The organism is Citrobacter sp. Cpo045, assembly GCF_030332875.1.
In the GTDB taxonomy this organism is placed as follows: domain Bacteria; phylum Pseudomonadota; class Gammaproteobacteria; order Enterobacterales; family Enterobacteriaceae; genus Citrobacter; species Citrobacter portucalensis.
The window spans coordinates 430,257-447,236 of record NZ_JAOWGZ010000096.1 but is presented as its reverse complement, the minus strand read 5'-3'; the positions used below and the strand labels follow the sequence as shown (position 1 = coordinate 447,236).

The 16,980-nt window shown below is 49.5% G+C and carries 16 protein-coding genes; 4 read left to right on the top strand and 12 right to left on the bottom strand.

Annotation, left to right across the window (positions count from 1 at the left end; translation table 11 throughout):
• Positions 1 to 111 precede the first annotated feature (111 nt).
• Positions 112 to 1,155 (top strand): ParB/Srx family N-terminal domain-containing protein, encoded by a 1,044-nt coding sequence (locus OGY13_RS13760; protein ID WP_213753034.1) that lies wholly within the window; start codon positions 112 to 114, stop codon positions 1,153 to 1,155.
• Positions 1,156 to 1,264: 109 nt separating this feature from the next.
• Here the strand turns inward: OGY13_RS13760 and trpS are convergent, their stop codons facing one another.
• The 4 genes from trpS to OGY13_RS13740 form a co-directional block, all read right to left on the bottom strand.
• Positions 1,265 to 2,269 (bottom strand): tryptophan--tRNA ligase, encoded by a 1,005-nt coding sequence (gene trpS / locus OGY13_RS13755; RefSeq protein ID WP_032943285.1) that lies wholly within the window; start codon positions 2,267 to 2,269, stop codon positions 1,265 to 1,267.
• 215 nt (positions 2,270 to 2,484) lie between these two features.
• On the bottom strand, positions 2,485 to 4,269 hold the full coding sequence (locus OGY13_RS13750; protein ID WP_060682265.1) for a diguanylate cyclase: 1,785 nt from the start codon (positions 4,267 to 4,269) through the stop codon (positions 2,485 to 2,487).
• Positions 4,270 to 4,388: 119 nt separating this feature from the next.
• Positions 4,389 to 5,498, bottom strand: a complete 1,110-nt coding sequence (locus OGY13_RS13745) for an AI-2E family transporter (RefSeq protein WP_003832733.1) — start codon at positions 5,496 to 5,498, stop codon at positions 4,389 to 4,391.
• Positions 5,499 to 5,797: 299 nt separating this feature from the next.
• Positions 5,798 to 6,163 carry a VOC family protein gene (locus OGY13_RS13740; RefSeq protein WP_213753033.1) on the bottom strand — a complete coding sequence of 122 codons (366 nt, stop codon included), beginning with the start codon at positions 6,161 to 6,163 and terminating at the stop codon, positions 5,798 to 5,800.
• 320 nt (positions 6,164 to 6,483) lie between these two features.
• Between OGY13_RS13740 and OGY13_RS13735 the strand changes: the two genes are divergently transcribed.
• A complete protein-coding gene (locus tag OGY13_RS13735; RefSeq protein ID WP_213753032.1) occupies positions 6,484 to 7,443 on the top strand; it encodes a YbgA family protein in 960 nt (319 codons plus the stop codon).
• A gap of 12 nt (positions 7,444 to 7,455) precedes the next feature.
• On the opposite strand, the gene OGY13_RS13730 is transcribed toward OGY13_RS13735, so the two are convergent.
• The 7 genes from OGY13_RS13730 to OGY13_RS13700 form a co-directional block, all read right to left on the bottom strand.
• Positions 7,456 to 9,384, bottom strand: coding sequence for a putative bifunctional diguanylate cyclase/phosphodiesterase (locus tag OGY13_RS13730; RefSeq protein ID WP_048235445.1), 1,929 nt, complete (start codon positions 9,382 to 9,384; stop codon positions 7,456 to 7,458).
• Positions 9,385 to 9,401: 17 nt separating this feature from the next.
• Positions 9,402 to 9,896 carry a putative pterin-binding protein gene (locus OGY13_RS13725; protein WP_003832739.1) on the bottom strand — a complete coding sequence of 165 codons (495 nt, stop codon included), beginning with the start codon at positions 9,894 to 9,896 and terminating at the stop codon, positions 9,402 to 9,404.
• A 410-nt stretch (positions 9,897 to 10,306) separates the two neighbouring features.
• Entirely contained in the window at positions 10,307 to 10,948 is a 642-nt protein-coding gene (locus tag OGY13_RS13720) for a helix-turn-helix transcriptional regulator (protein WP_213753031.1), read from the bottom strand.
• A 127-nt stretch (positions 10,949 to 11,075) separates the two neighbouring features.
• Positions 11,076 to 12,044 (bottom strand): threo-3-hydroxy-L-aspartate ammonia-lyase, encoded by a 969-nt coding sequence (locus OGY13_RS13715; protein ID WP_213753030.1) that lies wholly within the window; start codon positions 12,042 to 12,044, stop codon positions 11,076 to 11,078.
• 27 nt (positions 12,045 to 12,071) lie between these two features.
• Positions 12,072 to 12,467 (bottom strand): RidA family protein, encoded by a 396-nt coding sequence (locus OGY13_RS13710; RefSeq protein ID WP_003832744.1) that lies wholly within the window; start codon positions 12,465 to 12,467, stop codon positions 12,072 to 12,074.
• A gap of 245 nt (positions 12,468 to 12,712) precedes the next feature.
• Positions 12,713 to 13,021, bottom strand: coding sequence for a monooxygenase (locus OGY13_RS13705; RefSeq protein WP_057067232.1), 309 nt, complete (start codon positions 13,019 to 13,021; stop codon positions 12,713 to 12,715).
• 36 nt (positions 13,022 to 13,057) lie between these two features.
• Complete coding sequence (locus tag OGY13_RS13700; RefSeq protein ID WP_213753026.1) at positions 13,058 to 13,849, bottom strand: PhzF family phenazine biosynthesis protein; 792 nt, start codon at positions 13,847 to 13,849, stop codon at positions 13,058 to 13,060.
• A gap of 129 nt (positions 13,850 to 13,978) precedes the next feature.
• Here OGY13_RS13700 and OGY13_RS13695 point away from each other — a divergent pair, with 129 nt between their 5' ends.
• Positions 13,979 to 14,677, top strand: coding sequence for an RluA family pseudouridine synthase (locus OGY13_RS13695; protein WP_057067234.1), 699 nt, complete (start codon positions 13,979 to 13,981; stop codon positions 14,675 to 14,677).
• 37 nt (positions 14,678 to 14,714) lie between these two features.
• Here OGY13_RS13695 and mdtK read toward each other — a convergent pair whose 3' ends face one another.
• The gene (mdtK, locus tag OGY13_RS13690) at positions 14,715 to 16,088 is read right to left on the bottom strand and encodes a multidrug efflux MATE transporter MdtK (RefSeq protein WP_008784661.1); all 1,374 of its coding nucleotides are present in this window, start codon (positions 16,086 to 16,088) and stop codon (positions 14,715 to 14,717) included.
• Positions 16,089 to 16,305: 217 nt separating this feature from the next.
• On the opposite strand from mdtK, the gene OGY13_RS13685 reads away from it, so the two are divergent.
• Positions 16,306 to 16,953 carry a riboflavin synthase gene (locus OGY13_RS13685; protein ID WP_003832752.1) on the top strand — a complete coding sequence of 216 codons (648 nt, stop codon included), beginning with the start codon at positions 16,306 to 16,308 and terminating at the stop codon, positions 16,951 to 16,953.
• Positions 16,954 to 16,980: the final 27 nt, after the last annotated feature.

The window sequence follows — 16,980 nt, the reverse complement described above, 5'->3', positions numbered from 1 at the left end:
GATAGGGAGGTTGGATTTTGACACAATGCATCTTATTCTCAACGCAAGACACCCTTGCTGACCGATGGCGAAGCTCATGGGATATTAACCCGTTACTCAGGGAAGGCGGCAATGACAGATTATTGGTGGAAAGACCTGGTTGATCGTAATAACCAGTGGCAAGGGTTGGAACTGATCTTCAAAGAAAATCAAAGAACTGAGCCAGCGATGGAAATGCTCAGTGGCCATTTTGGGCGTATGGCATTGCAGCTCGCCGGAGAGCCGTTATTCTGGGCTTCAATGCTTGAAGATCATTCCGGCGTTTGGCTGGTTTTTAATGCAGATTATCCACGGAGCCAGGAGATATTACCTGCGGTAACTTCTGAAGATATTGAACGGATAAAAGCCAAAGGCGAGCAGGTGCGGATCGGCGAATGGTGCCGGTATTTTGTTCGTCAGTTAATGAATGCGCCAACACCATTACTCTCACCGCAGCGTTGGTTGATAAGACCGATGTTACCGATTCAATGTTCATCGCGCTATTCCAGTCCCCAACCCATTGCGTTAGAAAACTGGCGTTTCTCAGCGCCAGAAAGCACTGAAAATATTAACTGCCAGTGGACGCTGTACGGTGAAGATTTCCCAGATCTGACGCAGCCGGAAAACGTCAGATTGGTTGACTGGTGGTGGGGCGGTTATTTGCTGCGGGGGCGTTATGCCATTCAACCCAATACGGGGAGAGTAAAATGGTGGCGTAAAAAATGCCGAGAGGGGACGTTGCCGCCGATACTGGTCTGGTATATCGCCGGATTAGGATCTTATGTGATCCTTGATGGGCATTATCGATTACAGGCGGCGATTGAAGAGCAGATCCCCCCTTTATTTCTGGTGTTGAGCGAGCTTAATGAAACGGAATATCCTGCCGATGCTGCCCATCAGGCGCGTATCGTTCAGTCGCTGGAAAAGCAGCTGGCTAACAACCCCAATTACAGTGTCAATGCGGTAAATCAGACGCTGATTAGTCTCTATGACAGACGATATCTTTACGCGTCAACGCATAGCCGCGTTACTCTTGGTGAGGGAACCCAATGGGCTACTGAGGTGGAACGTTATCTGCAAAAACATCATCTTGATGCGTATCGGGACAAGATTTTTCAGCGGGTTAAGGGCGATTGATTTTTACCCTACATTTTGTCGATATAACGCGAGCCTGCTTCTGATAACTCCCGGCGGTGGCATTCAGACGGGAGTCATCGTTACTTATCGCTCCTGTTGCAACTCGATATCAGAACACCGGCAAACCCAGTCCTTGCTTCACTTCTCTTAATGTCTGCTGCGTAATCTCGTGCGCCTGCTCGCTTCCTTTTTTGAGCATCGCCATCAGCATGCCTTTATCCTGAATGTAGGTTGCACGCCGCTCGCGCATAGGCGCGATGAGTTCTTGCAAGCACACTTCCAGCTCGTTTTTGCATGTCCGGTCACCCAGTCCACCCCGTTGGTAATGCGCTTTCATTTCCGCCACTTTTGCTTTATCCGGATGAAAAGCATCGAGGTAAGTGAATACCATATTGCCGTCTATTTGCCCTGGGTCGGACACTTTCAGATGATTAGGGTCGGTGTACATTGCGCTGACCGCGCGGTGAATGGTTTCTTCGCTGGCTGACAGGAGCAATGTGTTACCAAGCGATTTTGACATTTTGGCATTTCCGTCGATCCCTGGAAGGCGGCTGGTTTCACTCAGCAGCGCTTTGCAGTGCGATAAGACGGGGGCCGGTAACAGGCTATTCATCTTATGTACTATCTCATTAGTCTGTTCAATCATTGGCAACTGATCGTCGCCGACGGGAACGACTTCGGCTTTGAAGGCCGTAATATCTGCCGCCTGACTGATGGGATAAACCAGAAAACCAACCGGTAACGAGCGGGCGAACCCTTTCTGCGCAATTTCGTTTTTGACCGTAGGATTACGCTCCACGCGAGCCACGGTGACGATGTTCATATAAAGCGCGGTTAACTCTGCGAGAGCAGGCAGTGCAGATTGCAGACAGATGGTGGTAAGTGACGGGTCTATTCCTGCGGCAAGATAGTCGGCAAGTACTTCGGGAATATTGTTGCGGATCTTTTGCGGTGTGCTGCCGTTATCGGTTAACCCTTGTAGGTCAGCCACCAATATAAACTGCTGATAATCGTGTTGCAGCGTGGCGCGCTGGCGCAATGACCCCACATAATGGCCAAGATGCAGCGGGCCGGTGGGACGATCGCCAGTGAGGATGATGGTTTTATTGTTCATGTAAGACTCCTTAGTCATAAAACCGAAAGGGGTCTCTAAATGCAAATAACCGCCTTTCGGCGGTTATTTAAAATGAGGAAAACACATTCTGACCGCCTTTAAGAAGGCAGCCACCACAGGTTGTGATTAAAACCGTTGATATCGTGTTTTGTGTTCATCCAATTAACATACCACCTGGTGTAGAGGTAAAGCAATGCCCGAAGTGCTGGCGCATATCAACTCGCTTCCAGCATGCCAAAGCTCACAATGCGCGAACGACCTAACTCTTTCGCGCGGTACAGTGCGACATCTGCGGCGCGTAACAGGTTGTCGCTCTGGGCATGCTGCGGGTAACTGGCGACACCTATAGAGACATCCACGTGTCCAATATCGGAAACGCCAAAGCGCAGCGACAGTTCGCGTACGCCGTTGTAGATTTCCGTAGCAAAGCGGTTAGCGGCCTGTTCATCCGTATTGGCCAGCAGTACCAGAAACTCTTCACCGCCGTAGCGGAAGGCCATGCCGCTGTCGTGGACAACGCGCTGAATAGTCGCAGCGATACTTTTGATTACGCTATCGCCTGCCTCATGGCCAAAGCGGTCATTAATACTTTTAAAATGATCGATATCGATCATCAGGCAACTGATCGGTTCTTTGTTACGCACTGCCTGGCTCATCTGGGTACGCAGTGTATCTTCAAGATGATGACGGTTGCGCAGTCCGGTTAGCGGATCGTAGAGCGCTTTCTCCAGCAGGGCGTCACGCAGACGCTGGTTGGCTAATGCGAGGCCGAGTGCTTCTGCCATCAGCTCCAGATATGCACGGGAGGGGGCGGAATCATCGCTAAGGTTCTGGAATGAGAGCAGGCCGATGGCTTCGCCCTGGGCAATCAGCGGAACACACAGGGTGTGGTGCTGGCATGACTCTGGCAGATGGTAGCAGGCGATATCGGGTTCACCTTGTACCGGAGGATGACTCTGGCCGCGGCGCACAGCCCAGCATTCGTCCGGGTGGAACGCATCCGCTTTACCCTGCGGAGAAAGCCATTGTGCAACGCAGCGCATTTGCCAGGGTTCCTGGTCCAGTATGTAAAGCCGCCCGGCAATACCTGGAGCAATATTCGGTGCAAACAGCTCTGCCACATTGATGACATCGGCAAAACTCTCGCAGCCTTGCAGACGCTGCGTCATGCGCGCCAGCAGATCGCGGATTGCCCAGTCGGCATCTCGCTCTTTCTCCAGTCTCTGACGCGCCAGACCGTTCTCGCGAAATATCCGGATCGCCTGCGCCATATCACCTATTTCATCTATCTGGTTAAAGCTGGGCGTCTCAACGGCATAATCCTGCGATGCGAGACGGTTTACGACATCGCTCAAACGCACGACGGGGCGCAGGACGCGACGCTTTAAAATGAAACCGAGAACGAATAAAAACAGCAGCGCTGTCAGACCGACCATCACTTCAGAGGCTGTCCGCAGCATGCGGGATGACTGGGTTGCATCTTCAATTGTATTGCGTACGCGGTTATCGAGCAGTTGGCGGAAATGATCTATCCGGTCCTGGGCGCGTTCCAGTTCCTGTTCATAGCTTTTCCCATAGAGCAGGGCAATAGCCTGCGACTCTTCTGCGCGCGCGACGCTGGCAAGCGCCGCAGCTTGCTCGTCCTGCAGGGCATCAACAATCTGTAGCCCTTCGTGCAATAGCGCCAGCTCTTCATCCGTTGCCCCAAGGTCTTTGAGCTTTGACAGCCGATGCTCAACAGCTTTCAGCGTCGCTTCTTTCTGACGGTAGGCGTTAAGCACCTCAGGATCTTTTGCAATAACATAGTCGCGCGCCAGGTCGGACAGCGACCAGGCATCGAGTTCGACTTCTTCGGTAAGTTGATCGAACTGATAACGCTGTTCTACCACCTGGCGTTCTGTGTTATCGGCGCTGGATGCCATCAGCATGACAACGCCTGAAGCGATGGTCAGGCATACCGTCGCGCTATAGGCCCAGTTGGTGATTGTGGCAATTCGCACTGATTAGTTCCTTCTGCGACGATTAATGAATACGCATGATTGCAATTATAGGAAACGCATGATTTTGAGTGAAAATAAAAAAGGCGGTCCAGAAACCGCCTTCTGTTATCGTCCTGCAATCATAAATCTGGAGGATTTTTTCCTTCTTCCATAAAGGCTTCGTCGATTCCTTCCACGTTACCTTCATGGTCACGCCCGGAAAACAGGTTCCAGCAGGTTATGAATAGTGCAGCAATCAGGGGGCCAATCACAAAGCCGTTAATGCCGTAGATCTCCATGCCGCCGAGAGTGGTAATCAAAATCAGATAGTCCGGCATTTTGGTGTCTTTACCTACCAGCAGCGGGCGCAGGATATTGTCCACCAGCCCAACGATAATCACGAAGAAGCCAACGATAAACAGCCCTTGCCATAGCTGGTGGGTGGCGAACAGGAATATTGCTGCTGGTACCCAGACGATCGCTGAGCCCACGGCAGGCACGAGGGAGAGAAACGCCATCAACGCACCCCACAGAACGCTGCCGTCGATATCCACAATTGCAAACGCGATGCCGCCAAGAATACCCTGAACCAAAGCGACGACCGCCGTGCCCTTAACGGTTGCCCGCGTCACGCCGACGAATTTGGCAAACAGGTGCTGTTTGGCAAAATCAGAAAGGGGTAATGAGTCCAGAATCTGGCGCACCAGATACGGTCCATCCTTCAGTAAGAAGAACAGCAGATACAGCATGATGCCAAAACTGATAGCAAAGCCGAATGTCCCTTTCCCAATCAGAAATGCACTGCCAGCAAGGTACTGCCCGCCTTGCAGCACGACATCGGACAGTTTTTTCTGGATCTGCGCGACATCATCCAGATTGTGTTCTGCCAGAAATCCTCTGGCCCAATCAGGAAGGTACGAAAGAATAGAAGTGACGACTTCCGGGAACTGCGTGTCATTCTGTTGCAGTTTGGTGTACACCACGTTCAGTTCAATGGCCAGCGATGACAGGATTACCATCAGCGGGATAAAGACAATCAGACAGATAATGACGATGGTAATCAACGATGCCAGCCCGTTGCGTTCGCCAAGCGCGCTACGCAGTCTGTTTTTTACCGGGTTAAAGATAGTCGTTAATATCGCGGCCCACAAAATGGCGGAAAAGTAGGGGGACAATACATCGAAGAACGCCCAGGTCACGAGGGCAAGTATGAAAATGAAGAAACCTTTAGTCAGTCCGTTAAATCGCATTAGTAAACCCTGTAATGAGAAGCAGTCCCGACTATAGAACCGTTCAGGGGATTTACCAACTTTAGCTGCAGATATTTAGAATAAAGATGTTGCACTAAGGCTACATTCTTATTGTCCTTGCTTCACTGGCGGGAGAGCTATCCTCGCCTCAGTTCAAACTTAATCTTAGACATATACGAATTCCTTCTTTTCAACGATACTCTTATGTCTTGACTTCAAATAAGCAGCGTTATTACAGCTCTTCAGACAGATTCAATATCAACGTCGAATAATTTTTCGATATCCAAACTGCACCTTAATCAGTCCGGCGCATGGCAGACAGCCTCAATATTATGGCCATCAGGTGCAATGACAAATGCGGCATAGTAGTTTTCACTATAGGAACGTAAGCCAGGTGCTCCGTTATCCTGGGCTCCCGTGCGCAAAGCAGCATTGTAAAATTCATCAACTTGCTGCCGGGTTTTTGCGACAAACGCCAGATGCAGAGGAGCCGGCTTGTCATTCGTCTGGAACAGACAAAGTGAAACATTCTCGGAGCCCATTTCAACACCGTAGTTTGGTGTGCCTTCATCGATGAGTTCTACGCCAAGCGGCTGAAGCGCGTTGAGAAAGAAAATTTTACTTTTTTCGTAATCACTTACACCGATTTTCACATGATCGAACATACTTTATTCCTCATGAAGATATGAACAAATAAAGAGTATATAAAGAGATTGAAGTCGCATTCACGTAAGAACCTGTCAATGTGATGAACATCAATTTAGAGATCTATATATCTACAGTACCTGCCTTTGCTGTTTTAATTGGATTCTTTGATTGCCTGGTTTGTATCCCGCCTAAATATTCATTAGGAATGGCACGATTATGGGGGATACTTACACTTGCATCTATCAGTTCAACTCACAGCAGATAACTTACGCTATGATTTAATAGTGAAACCGTCATTTTTTCCCGAAAAGGGTCGTCAATTAACGAGGGGGTCGCTATGAACACTCAGCCTGTCATCGGGATTAGTGGATGTTTAACTGGTTCAGCCGTGCGATTCGACGGTGGGCATAAACGGATGGGGTTTGTGATGGACGACCTGGCTCAGTGGGTGACTTTCAAACCTGTCTGCCCAGAGATGTCCATCGGTTTGCCTGTACCACGTCCCGCGTTGCGTCTGGTTCAAACCGCCCAAGGGAATGTCCGCATCTGTTTTAGCCATGCGCCTGGTGAGGATGTAACCGATAAAATGTCCGATTTCACCAACTCATATCTTCAGGGACTTGGTGGCCTCTCGGGTTTTATCGTCTGTGCTAAATCACCGAGTTGCGGTATGGAAAGAGTGAGACTGTATGACGAGAAGGGAAATCGTGGGCGAAAAGAAGGGACTGGTCTGTTTACTGGCGCGTTAATGGAAACCTACCCGTGGTTGCCAGTCGAAGAAGATGGCCGCTTGCACGATCCAGTGCTGAGGGAGAACTTTGTCGAACGCGTGTTCGCATTGCATGAGCTTAATAGGCTGCGGGCCAATGGTCTTACTCGCCATGGCTTACTCAACTTTCACAGTCGCTATAAGCTACAGCTTCTGGCTCATCACCAGGCCGGTTACCGGGAAATCGGCCCATTCGTTGCCTCGCTTCACCAGTGGGATGATTTGGACGCTTTTTTCGTTGTCTATCGTGAAAAGCTCATGACGATCCTCAAAAAGCCCGCCTCACGAAAAAATCACACCAATGTACTGATGCATATCCAGGGCTACTTCCGCGAACAGTTGAACACCCGCCAGCGCGGAGAGTTACGTGACGTTATCCTCAACTATAACGGTGGGCTGCTGCCAATATTGGCGCCTCTGACGCTACTCAAGCACTATCTGGCTGAATACCCAGACAGCTATCTGCTTACCCAGAACTATTTTGATCCTTATCCGAATGATTTAGCGCTACGGTTGATGATCAAATAGTCTGAGAGCGATTCAACCGTTTCTGATTTTCTCATCGATACAAGGCTGAGGTTTACCAAACAGATATCCTTGGGCGAAATCGCAGCCCAGCGCCTGAAGGCTTTTTAGTTGTTCCTGCGTTTCAACACCTTCAGCAACAGCCTTCATATTGAGGGATTTCGCCATGCCGGTGATCAGTTTGATGATATTAAGCGCATCTTCCTGTGTGGATATTGAATGGACAAACGACTTGTCTATTTTAATTTTATCGAAGGCAAGCCTGCTCAGGCGCGAAAGGGAAGAATATCCGGTGCCAAAATCATCGATGGAGATTTTTACACCCATGGCTCTGAGTTTATTAAGTGTATTCATCGGCGTCGTACTCTCAGTGAAGAGAGAGGATTCTGTTACTTCCAGTTCAAGACGATCGGCTGGGAGTCCAGTTTCTTTCAGAATAGACAGTACGATACCGACAAAGGCTTTGCTGCTTAGCTGGACAGGAGAGACATTCACTGAAATTTTAGCCGGAACCGCCCAACAAGCCGCTTCCCGGCAGGCAATTTCAAGCACAGCTTTCCCCATCTCATTAATCATTCCGGTTTTTTCAGCAACAGGAATAAAGTTATCCGGCGACAGGAGGCCCTTTAGAGGATGGAGCCAACGAATTAGGGCTTCATAGCTATAAATTTCCTGGCTGAAGGAGTCAACAATGGGCTGATAATAAACCACGAATTCTTTGTTCACTATTGCCAATGCCATATCATGCTCAAGCGTTCTGCTTTCTTGTAGCTTTTCTAACATTCGTTGTCGGAAGACTTTTATCTTACCAGAGCCTTCACCTTTGGCTTCATAAAGGGCCAGATCGGCAAATTTATAAAGATAGTCGGAACGACGTTCAGTGTCTGAGATAACAATGCCAACACAGGTGGTTATGTTGATAATCGTGTTATAAATAGTGTAGGGCTGGCTGATAAATTCACATATTTTCTGGGCGCGCGAAACGGCGTGGCTTTCTGTCAGGCCACTTGAGAGAAACGCAAATTCATCTCCACCCAGGCGATACAGCGTATCCGAAGTAAGACTCATCGAAACCAGTCGGTCAGATATCTGGCGTAGCAACATATCACCGGCATCATGACCATACGTATCATTTACTTCTTTGAATCGATCTAAATCAAACAACATCACAGTCACAGAATCGTGATTTTTTTCTGCTCTCTCAATTGTTTTATTTAAATCGCTCCAGAATAGCTGACGGTTATTCATCTCGGTAAGAGAGTCATGGTAGACGTCATATTCCAGTTTAGCATTCTGAATTTGCAGTTTTTCTTTAGATTTCTGCAGTTCTTCGGCAAGACTCTTGACCTGCAGGTGCGCCCGCAGAATATTTCTGTTTTGATAGAAAATGAGCACGCCCAGAATCGCACTCAGTATTATCAGCAGCACAGAGGTTGCAGAATAAATATAGTACAGCGTCTGAATTTTTTGGTTGGCGTTATTGATCGAGTTAACATCTTTGTTTAACGCACCAGATGAAAGACGACCCAGTGGCGCATCCAGAGTATGCATTTTTTTCAGATAAGCCTGGAGTGCTGAACGGTTCATTTTTTCTAGATTAACATCCAGAAAACTAAGGGTATTTTCAAGTTTTACCGCCAGTTCACGGTGGGCTATATTGCTTTCGATGTAGCGCCCCAGGTCACCTTCTTTTATCAAATCACTCTGGCTAAGCATAATGTCGAGGCGCATGCGTACATCATCGAGATTCATCGTATCATCGATAGTGTAAAGACCAAGCAACGATTCAAATCGGTAATATTGTGATACCAGCTGAGCAGCAGACCAGGAATCGGTGTAGTGAGTCAGTTTCTGTAACTCTTGTTGCCGTTCATGCACGAGGAAAGAGATATACCCGGTAGATATAAAAAGAAAAAAGATGATGCCAGCCAGTATTCTGTTCATGATGTTCCTCTGAACGCTTACTCAATATCCATACTACTGACCTGCCATGCAGACCTTGAATAATAAATCTGATTATTCAATTCTGGCATGCTGTCATAGGGGTACACAATGAATAACGGGCCTTTGTCACGGATGCGCATATATTTTCCGTTGATTTTTAACGCAAGGATAGCATTGTATTTTTTGAAATCACTAAGAGGGATAACAGTGGTGTAGTCATTGAGTGCAGTGACCTTAACAACAGAGCCGTTCGCCCCGACATAATCCATGAGCTTTTGTAGCGGAATACCCGTAAAGGTAGTGCGCCCATTATACCAGGGGGAGGTGGTCTGGAAACTGACCATGCCCAGCTTCTCAAGGCTGGCGGTATCAAAAACGGCTTTCCCGTCTGCATTTGTATTTTCAATATTACCCGACAGCGTTAAAAGCACTTTACCGGTGGGCCTGGAAAGTTCACCTGCCCATAGCTGGGTGGAGAGTACAAAGCTTACCAACATGACCATTAATCGCATTCTTACCTCACCAATCAGCCGGATGTTAAAGAATTATAATTTAGATATCACGCTATTTATATATATTGCATGGGTATTATTGGTGTAATAACTTCAATAGCTTTTTAACTCTTTTAAATCAGTGAGTTAGTTGTTACCTGTTCTGCTGTGGTGCATTAAAATGCTAGTGTGTTATTTGAGTAAAGCTAAATTTCACTATGTATGTACAAAAATAAATCATCTATTTACTCAGTGCCAATAAATGCGCACGAAAATAAAGGTTAATTTTTTTCACTGCAGCTGGATTTGGTTGTTTACTGGTGGGTAACTATATCGGGCACGAAGCCGCCTTTAGTGGAGCGGGAGCGCTTCGCGTCGGTAATCAAGGACAGAAATTCTCTACGTGGCAAGTGTGGTCTATCTGAATCCGTTTATTCACCCGCCTGAGCTGACTGGCGGGCATACAGATAGGCGGTGGCCCTCGATACGCCCAGATGCTGTGCAACCGTATCCATAGATTTGCGTACGTTCAGCAAACCGTCCTGGCGTAATTGTTGAATCAGCAGCTTACGGTCTTGAGGTTTAAGGGCTCGGGCCGTCGTCGCGCGTTTAGCGGCAAAGTCATCAATACGCTGGCGGATGACTTCATTACTGCCGGGATCGATATGTTCCTTAATGGGGGAATTTTCAGTTTCAGTAAAACGCGCAAGAGCACTCTGCATACCACGGAACAGCGTCATATCGACATTCAGGCAAAGTGCCGCTACGTATTTGCCGTCTTCGTCCTTGATGCCAATCGATGTACTTTTCACCGGGCGGCCATCGGCAAACTGATTACTGTAGTTCGCAATGATGCTGGGAAAGTCAGGTGATGCGATTCTCGCCAGGCCAAGCTCGGTTGCTGGCTGGCCGGGGTGACGTCCGGAAAGATTATTATGGATGGACAAAATGGCATGATCAGGATTTTTGAGGTCATGAACCACCACTTCGCAAAACGGAGAGAAGGTCTCACTCAATCCCCTGGCGATAGTATCAATTTGGCTGAGAAGCGAGTTATTGTCGGTTTTTGGCATGCCAGTCTCCTGCGGTGATGTCTGTTGCCATGATTGCGAGCAGTTTACAGTGACCTGGGAGCGTTTTTCCAGACGGGAGTGTACAGACAGTAAAAGTAGGGCATCTGCATGGCAGATACCCTGTTTATCATCCGGCCAGAAATTCACTGTAGCGACTGATATCCACATTTCCGCCGCTGATGATAATGCCGATTTTCTTGCCGCGAAGCTCAGCTTTACGCGCTCTGGCGGCAGCAAAACCCAGACACCCGGTCGGCTCTACGACGATTTTCATGCGTTCAGCGATAAATTTCATTGAGGCAACTAACTCAGCGTCTGAAACAGTCAGAATATCGTTCACGTTTTGCTGGATAATCTGAAATGTATAGTTCCCGAGATGTTGAGTCTGAGCACCGTCAGCAATGGTTTTGGGCGTATTGATATGAACTATTTTTCCACTTCGGAACGACTGTTGACCATCGTTACCCGCCTCAGGTTCGACACCATAGATGATGCAGTCAGGAGACAGATGTCTGGCCGCCAGGGCGGATCCTGAGAGCAGGCCGCCACCGCCCAGACACACGAAAAGAGCGTCTAACTGACCCACTTCTTCAATTAGCTCTTTTGTGGCGGTGCCCTGGCCTGCTATCACGTGCGGATGGTCGTAAGGGGGGATTAGCGTTAACCCCTGTTTCTCTGCCAGGTCCCGACCAATTTTTTCACGATCTTCAGTATAGCGATCGTAAGTTACCACTTTTCCGCCATAGCCTTTCGTCGCCGCAACTTTGGCCGCCGGGGCATCATGCGGCATGATAATTGTTGCTGGAATACCCAACAACTTTGCCGACAGGGCAATGGCCTGTGCATGGTTGCCGGAAGAAAACGTCACGACGCCCGCAGCGCGTTGTTGTGGGGTGAACTGGCGTAGCGCATTCATAGCGCCGCGAAATTTGAAGGCGCCCATTCTCTGGAAGTTTTCGCACTTAAAGAAGACTTCCGCGCCAAATTCTTCGTTAACCGTTCGGGAGGTCATCACCGGCGTTTTGTTAGCATAATCTGCGATGCGCTCTGCCGCAGCGGCAACATCGTAATAATCAGGCAGTGTCATTTCAGTCATTGTTGTTCACCTGTATGTTGTTAAACGTCACGCTTGCGGGGCCAACGCAATAGCTTCAACTTCCAGCGCAAAACCATAATGAAGTTCCGCAACACCTGCTACTGCACGAGATGGACGGAAATCGCCGATCCACTCTCCATAGATTTTGTTAAACGTCGGCCACTGGTTCATATCCGTCACATAGACGCGAACAGACACCAGATGCTGACGTGATGCCCCAGCACCAGCCAGACAAGCATCAATATTCTTGAGTACCAGCCGGGTTTGATCTTCAAAAGAGGCATCCGCTTTTTTCTCGCCGTCGAAAGTGACCGGCAATTGCCCGGAAATGAAGACGAATCCGCCAGCCGTTGTACTGTGCGAGTAATGACCTGCTGGCGGGAAGCTTCCAGCAGATGAGTTCAGTGTAATGTCCGCGGTCATATGAGAATCTCCAGTCGCCGTTTGTGATTCATTTTGTATAAAATAATACTGTTTGTATTATTTTATACTCCTTCATAGTGCGTTCGGCCAGCGATAGTTTTCGCTAACGCTGATTTTGTGAACTACTGCAAACGTGGCCCAGGCTAAATCACTGTCCTGGAGCGGTGACGGGGATATCGCTGTTGAAAGGGGAAAGCAGGGGGAAATGAAGAAACGCCCCGGGAGGGGGCGTCTAAGGCAAAAGTTTAGCTGATATGACCGTGGTTAATTTTACTTAGCGGTTCATTGATATCGAAGATTTTGAACGTTACTTCCTCCACACCCAGGTGCTTCAGGCGGGCTGTATGCTTTTTGATATAGGCCTGAGCGGTGTCTTCGTCCTGGAACAGGTAGATGCCTCCCGCTTCGTGATTTGCTTCGTTCTCGGTCCAGATTTTCCAGATGAACCCCGGCTCCTGGTTGATTGATTCGGCCAGTTCAACGAGCTGATTCGACATCTCAGCCCCAAACGGACCATGAAAATCAAAGTGTATCTGCACGAGTTTGTTCGACATAAATCCTCCATGGATTGGTTATTTTGGGTAAGGCTGCTAGCGCAACAGCACTTTACCGGTCAGATAAGTTATCGCCTGCCCACTGATATATACACGCGTTCCTGCTAACTGACAGCGTAAATCCCCGCCGCGTTCAGAGACCTGGCGTGCCAGCATCTGTGTTTTATTCAGTTTTCCAGCCCAGTAAGGGATCAGCATGCTATGTGCCGAGCCTGTGACCGGGTCTTCCGCGACGGCTTCGCCCGGGCAGAAGAAACGGCTGACAAAATCGTATTCCCCGTCACCCGACGCGGTGATGCATACCATTTTCCCCAGCGGAATCATGGCGTGGATGTTGGGGCGCACAGCCTCAACCTGCTGTTGATTTTCCAGCACCACCATGTAATCGCGTGCCACACGCACCTCTTTGTATTCGGTGATGCCTAATGTTTCCAGCAGTAAAGCGGGCGGCATGGCAGATTCGCTTTGCCAGGCTGGAAAATCAAGCGTCAGCCATTCACCGCAGCGGGTGACCGTCAGCGGTCCTACAAAGCGGGTAGCAAAATGGATTTTCGTATCCGGGTAATCCAGATGTTCAAAGATGACATGCGCAGCGGCAAGCGTGGCATGCCCACACAGATTGATTTCACCTTGAGTGGTAAACCAACGCAGCTCAAAGCCATTCTCATTGGCGACAAAAAAAGCAGTTTCTGACTGGTTATGCTGCTGCGCCATCTTTAATAATGTTTCATCGGGCAACCAGTCCGTGAGCGGACAGACTGCTGCTGCATTACCGCCAAATGTCGTGGTGGTAAAGGCATCCACCATGTAAAAATCGATTTGTTGCACAGAGTAACCCTCTCATCGCACTCAGGATAAATCACACTCTACCATGCCAGCCATTGGGTCAATGCTCAGATTCGCCACTGTGGTGAAAATTCGTTATCATCCGTTCCCACACCTCATTCTGGTCGCCTGATGTCTACGATCTTCGATACCTTTATTGCCCCGCCTTGCCATGACGAGATAGAGACCCTCTATCAGGACGAGCATCTGGTGCTCATCAATAAACCCAGCGGGTTGCTTAGCCTGTCGGGCAAAAATCCGCAGAATCTCGATTCGGTACATCACCGGCTGGTACAGATTTACCCTGGCTGCACGCTGGTACATCGGCTTGATTTCGGCACCTCTGGGCTGATGGTGGTCGCTCGTAACAAGGCTATCAACGCCGCGCTTTGCCAGCAGTTCAGCCAGCGGACGATCACTAAGGTGTACAGTGCGCTGTTATGCGGGCATCTGGAAAACGACGAAGGGGTTATCGACGCCGCAATTGCCAAAGACCCGGCGCTGTTTCCATTGATGTCGATTTGTGCTCTCAACGGCAAACCCGCGCGCTCGCGCTATCAGGTTGTCGAGCGTTTTTATCATCGTCAGGAAGAGGGGACGTTGCTGCCCTTGACGCGGGTGCAATTGACCCCTGAAACCGGGCGCACCCATCAACTACGGATCCATTGTCAGCAGTTGGGACATCCTATTTTGGGGTGTGATCTGTACGGTGGACGTCTGCTGCCGGGGACTGAACAAACGCCACGGCTGATGCTGCATGCCAGTGAACTGCATTTCAGGCATCCCATTAGTGAAGCGTGGATGAACGCCAAAAACGCCAGCCCGTTTTGAGGCGAAAAAAAGCCGCCTGGTGGCGGCTTTTATGAGGTTATCGTGCAGCGCGTTGTAAAATAACCGCTGACGGCTGGCGTTGTAGAAACCGCATCCGCAGCATCATCAGTATCGCCGCAGAGGTCAGGCCGATAATAAAGCCCATCCAGAATCCCGCCGGTCCCATCCGGTCAACTACCAGATCGGTAAGCGCCAGAATATAACCGCTCGGCAGGCCCAGCACCCAGTATGCCGTAAAGGTAATAAAGAAAATGGAACGCGTATCTTTATAACCACGCAGGATCCCGCTGCCAATAACCTGGATAGAGTCCGAAATTTGATACACAGCGGCCAGTAACATGAGCTGAGCCGCCAGGGCGACAACTTCCGGGTTATTGTTATAGAGCAGGGCAATATGCTCGCGGAATGTCACGGTGAAAATCGCTGTTACGACCGCCATGCACACACCAACACCCAGACCCGTTCTGGCTGCGGTTTGCGCATCCAGCGTGGAACCCTGGCCCAGACGATAACCGACACGAATGGTGACGGCGGCAGCCAGAGACATTGGCAGGACGAACATTAACGAGCTGAAGTTCAGTGCGATTTGGTGTCCGGCTACGTCGACAATCCCCAATGGAGAAACCAGCAGCGCGACCACCGCAAACAACGTCACTTCGAAAAATAACGCCAGCGCGATAGGTAAACCCAGCTGTACCAGACGCTTCATTACTGCGGTGTCAGGTTTCTGGAAACCACGCTCATTACGGATATCGCGCATTGAACGCGCACGTTTGATGTAAGAGAGCATGGCGATAAACATCACCCAGTAAACCGCTGCTGTTGCCACACCACAACCCACGCCACCCAGTTCCGGCATGCCTAAATGCCCATAGATGAAAACATAGTTAACCGGAATGTTCACCAGCAGGCCGAGAAATCCCATCACCATCGCCGGTTTAGTCTTGGCTAATCCTTCGCACTGGTTACGGGCTACCTGGAAGAACAGATAACCCGGTGCGCCCCACAGCAGGGCACGCAGGTAGCCAACGGCTTTATCTGCCAGCGCCGGGTCGATGTTATGCATGGAGCGAATAATGTACCCCGCGTTCCATAGCACAACCATAATCAGCACGGAGACGCTGCCCGCCAGCCAGAATCCCTGACGTATTTGATGGGCGATACGGTCGCGGCGTCCGGAACCATTGAGTTGCGCAATTACCGGCGTTAACGCCAGCAGTAGTCCGTGACCAAACAGAATGGCCGGTAGCCAGATGGACGTACCAATGGCGACTGCCGCCATATCCGTCGCGCTGTATCCGCCCGCCATGACGGTATCAACGAATCCCATTGCGGTTTGAGCGATTTGCGCAAGAATCACCGGAATTGCCAGAGCTAATAACTGACGCGCTTCACTTACATACTTTTGCACGTGTACACCACTATATTGTTGTTATTTGAGAGACTAAAAAAGCCGCCTTATATGGCAGCAAGGAGAAAAAGCAGGGGAAATTTCAGTCTATTGTAGCGAGGAATACGTAATTCTCCAGTGAAAAAACAGGCGCTGGTGGCGCATTGCTGGCAACCTGAATTTCCACCTGCTATTGTGCTGTGCAGAGATGTCTTAATTGAGTTCAGGAGTAGGAAGTATGTTTACGGGTATTGTGCAGGGCACTGCAAAATTGGTGTCCATTGATGAAAAACCGAATTTTCGTACGCATGTTGTGGAGTTGCCTGAATATATGCTGGATGCGCTGGAGACCGGCGCATCGGTTGCCCACAATGGATGCTGCCTGACGGTCACCGAAATTAACGGTAACCAGATAAGCTTCGACCTGATGAAAGAAACGCTGCGTATCACCAACCTGGGCGATCTGAAGGTCGGAGATTTGGTTAACGTTGAACGTGCGGCAAAATTCAGTGATGAGATTGGCGGACATTTAATGTCGGGCCATATTATGACCACTGCCGAAGTGTCGAAAATTCTGACCTCGGAGAATAACCGTCAGGTGTGGTTTAAAGTCCAGGATCCGTCGCTGATGAAATATATCCTGTACAAAGGATTTATTGGTATTGACGGTATCAGTCTGACGGTCGGTGAAGTGACGCCGACGCGTTTCTGTGTGCATTTGATTCCGGAAACGCTGGAGCGTACGACGCTTGGCAAGAAAAAGCTGGGCGCACGGGTTAATATCGAAATCGATCCCCAAACGCAGGCGGTGGTTGATACCGTTGAGCGTGTCCTGGCGGCGCGTGAAAGCGCCATCAGCAACATAACGGGCGAAGCGGGAGCCTAAGCCTGAGAGTAAAGCCCCCGTTGCTAC